The 2,864-nt window shown below is 73.0% G+C and carries 2 protein-coding genes and 3 pseudogenes; 1 reads left to right on the top strand and 4 read right to left on the bottom strand.

The annotated features are described in order from the left end of the window. The 4 genes and pseudogenes from AOK16_RS27610 to AOK16_RS25335 form a co-directional block, all read right to left on the bottom strand. Nucleotides 1–240: pseudogene (locus AOK16_RS27610) on the bottom strand (FAD-dependent monooxygenase); the annotation flags it as partial. Between the two features lie 60 nt (nt 241–300). Continuing rightward, nucleotides 301–1,494, bottom strand: a complete 1,194-nt coding sequence (locus AOK16_RS07575; protein ID WP_055471460.1) for a thiolase family protein — start codon at nt 1,492–1,494, stop codon at nt 301–303. Nucleotides 1,495–1,618: 124 nt separating this feature from the next. Then, a complete protein-coding gene (locus AOK16_RS07570) occupies nt 1,619–2,392 on the bottom strand; it encodes a PIG-L deacetylase family protein (RefSeq protein WP_055471459.1) in 774 nt (257 codons plus the stop codon). An 85-nt stretch (nt 2,393–2,477) separates the two neighbouring features. Then, a pseudogene (locus AOK16_RS25335) lies at nt 2,478–2,709 on the bottom strand (helix-turn-helix domain-containing protein); the annotation flags it as partial. Nucleotides 2,710–2,738: 29 nt separating this feature from the next. Between AOK16_RS25335 and AOK16_RS29050 the strand changes: the two are divergent. Then, nucleotides 2,739–2,864, top strand: a pseudogene (locus AOK16_RS29050) (enolase C-terminal domain-like protein); the annotation flags it as partial.

Raw genomic sequence — 2,864 nt, 5'->3', positions numbered from 1 at the left:
GGGGTGGCCCGGGGGTCGGTGTGGAGGGAGCTGGCCATGAGCGCGGAGAAGTGCTCCGCCTGCCCCACACGGGGCGCAGGCACGTGCTGGAGCAGGCGTCCAGCGCCTGCTCCGAGCCCGTGGCGGCCCAGTCGGCCACGACGGCGACGTCCGAGACGGCCAGGTCCAGCCCCTTCGCACCCGCCGGCGGGACGATGTGCGCCGCGTCCCCGCCGGGAACAGCCTGCCGTGGCACATGGGTTAGGTCGCCCAACCGCGCATCGGGGTACGGGCGCCGGTCCACGGGCTGCTCCCAGGCTGTCAGCGTTCCAGGACGAGCGCGAGGCCCTGGCCCACGCCGATGCACAGCGCCGCGAGCCCCACGCCCGAGCCGGCGGCGGCCAGTTGGTGGGCCACCGCCCCGGCCAGCCGAGCCCCGGAGGCGCCCAGCGGGTGGCCGATGGCGATGGCGCCGCCGCGCGGGTTGACGATCGCGGGGTCGAGGTCGGGCCACTCGGCGAGGCAACCGAGCGACTGGGCGGCGAAGGCCTCGTTCAGCTCGAAGGTCGTCAGGTCGGCGAAGCCCCTGCCGGATTTGGCCAGCGCGCGGTCCACGGCCTCGACCGGGCCGAGCCCGAACAGCTGCGGTTCGACGCCGGTGACGGCCGAGGCGCGGATGCGGGCGAGCGGCTCGCGCCCGGTGGTTCGCAGCCCCTCCTCGTCCACCAGCAGCAGGGCGGCCGCACCGTCGTTGAGGGGTGAGGCGTTGCCCGCGGTGACGGTGCCGCCCTCCTTGCGGAAGACGGGCTTGAGCTTGGCGAGGGCCTCGAGCGAGGTGGTCTCGCGGACGGTCTCGTCGCGGGCGAGTTCGGTGCCGTCGACCGGCACGACCTCCGCGTCGTACGCCCCGTCCTTCCACGCCCGGGCCGCCTTCTCATGGCTGGCCAGCGCGAAAGCGTCCTGCTGCTCGCGCGTGATGGCGTGCTTGTCGGCCACCAGTTCGGCGCCCTCGCCGAGCGAGACCGTCCACTCCCGCTCCATGCGGGGGTTGGTCATCCGCCAGCCGAGCGTGGTCGAGTACATCTCCTGGTGACCGGTGGGGAAGGCGCGCTCGGGCTTGGGCAGCACCCAGGGCGCGCGGCTCATCGACTCCACTCCCCCGGCAAACACGACGGAGGCGTCGCCCACGGCGATGGCCCGGGCCGCCTGGATCACGGCTTCAAGACCGGACCCGCACAGCCGGTTCACCGTCGTGCCGGGCACGGTCACCGGAAGTCCGGCCAGCAGGGCCGCCATGCGCGCCACGTTCCGGTTGTCCTCGCCCGCACCGTTGGCGTTGCCGAGGTACACGTCGTCCACGCGCGCCGGGTCCAGCTCCGGACTGCGTTCGGCGAGGGCCCTGACGACGTGCGCGGCGAGGTCGTCAGGCCGTACGCCCGAGAGTGCGCCGCCGTACTTGCCGACCGGGGTGCGGACGGCGTCGACGACGTAGACCTCGCGAAGGCGGTCGGACATGGTGGCGGTTCCTCCTGGCCTGCCCGGCTGGGCTCACGGCTGTTCGCCCGGTGAAATGTCGTTTCGCAATCCTGGCGCAGCGGGTCCGCGCCCGGCAACCATCCGCCACCGACTCGTGCAGGCGTCACTGGTGCGGAAAGAGCTCGAAGGTCACCGCCGGGCGCCCGCCGAACCGATCCGCCGCCATGCCCGTGGCCCAGGTCAGGAACTCCCGGCAGTACTCCTCCGGCTCCTTGTCCGTCAGCGCCTCGATGTACGTGCGGTGGCACAGCAGGGACCGTACGCCCCGGTCGAGTCCGGCACTGACGTCGACCGCGTGCGTGGGGTGCGGAGAGGCGGCGACGGCCACCCAGCGCACTCCGTTCCAGGGCTCCAAGCCCTGCTCCTCGATGAGCTCGGGAAAGATCCACCGGTTCCCGGCATCGGCCACCGCGTCGAGCGTGGCCCGGCCGACGGCGCGGTGGTCGGGAGTGTTCCAGTAGGTGCCGCCCCAGGTGTCGCGGTGATTGAGCGTCAGGACGAGTTCGGGGCGGTGGCGGCGGATGGCGGCCGCGATGTCCCGGCGCAGCCCGGTCCCGTAGGTGATGACGCCGTCCTGGTGGTCGAGGAACTCGACCGAGGCCACGCCGACCACGGCCGCGCTCTCCCGCTGCTCCCGCTCGCGCAGCGGGGCGCACTCGGCGGGCGGAAGGCCGTCGATGCCCGCCTCGCCCCGGGTGGCCAGCAGATAGGAGACCTCGGCGCCGCGGCCGGTCCAGCCCGCGACAGCAGCCGCGGCACCGTACTCGAGGTCGTCGGGGTGGGCGGCGACCGCGAGACAGCGGGTCCAGTCGGTGGGCAGCGGTTCGAGCTGCTCCGGCCCGCCTTCGGGTCGCTCCGCATTCCGTGGCTCGGTCATAGACGCCTCCTCTTGTATGGCCCGTTCTTGTATGGCCCGCGCACGCAGGCCCGTGCCCCTTGTCCCCGTGGAACCGGTCGTCCCCCGTGGCACCGGTGAGCAGGGGGCGGATCCCAATGCCGTAGAGGATCGGTGGGCACCCATCCCCAGTCGATCAGCGTCTGGAGCAGCACGGGCATGCTGCTGCGCGGAACGCCCAGTTCCGCAGCGAGTTCGCGCAGCCGGGCCGGGCCGTCGCCGTGCGCGGCGAGCACCTCCAGCAGGTCGACGGTGCGCGCCGCCGACTTCACCTCGCGTACGCCTGCGGGGTCGGACATGTGCTGATCGTAATCGGCACCCCGTCTACCTCGACTACGCCTGCGACAGCCACTACCCGTGGCAGACCGAGGACGTCATCACGCGCCGCCACACCTTCCGAGACGGCCGCCTGCCGGTCTCGGACGCCCCGGGACTCGGCGTCGAACTCGACCGC

It is taken from the genome of Streptomyces pathocidini, assembly GCF_001418495.1.
GTDB classification, from domain to species: domain Bacteria; phylum Actinomycetota; class Actinomycetes; order Streptomycetales; family Streptomycetaceae; genus Streptomyces; species Streptomyces pathocidini.
This window is presented reverse-complemented; position numbering and strand designations above follow the sequence as displayed.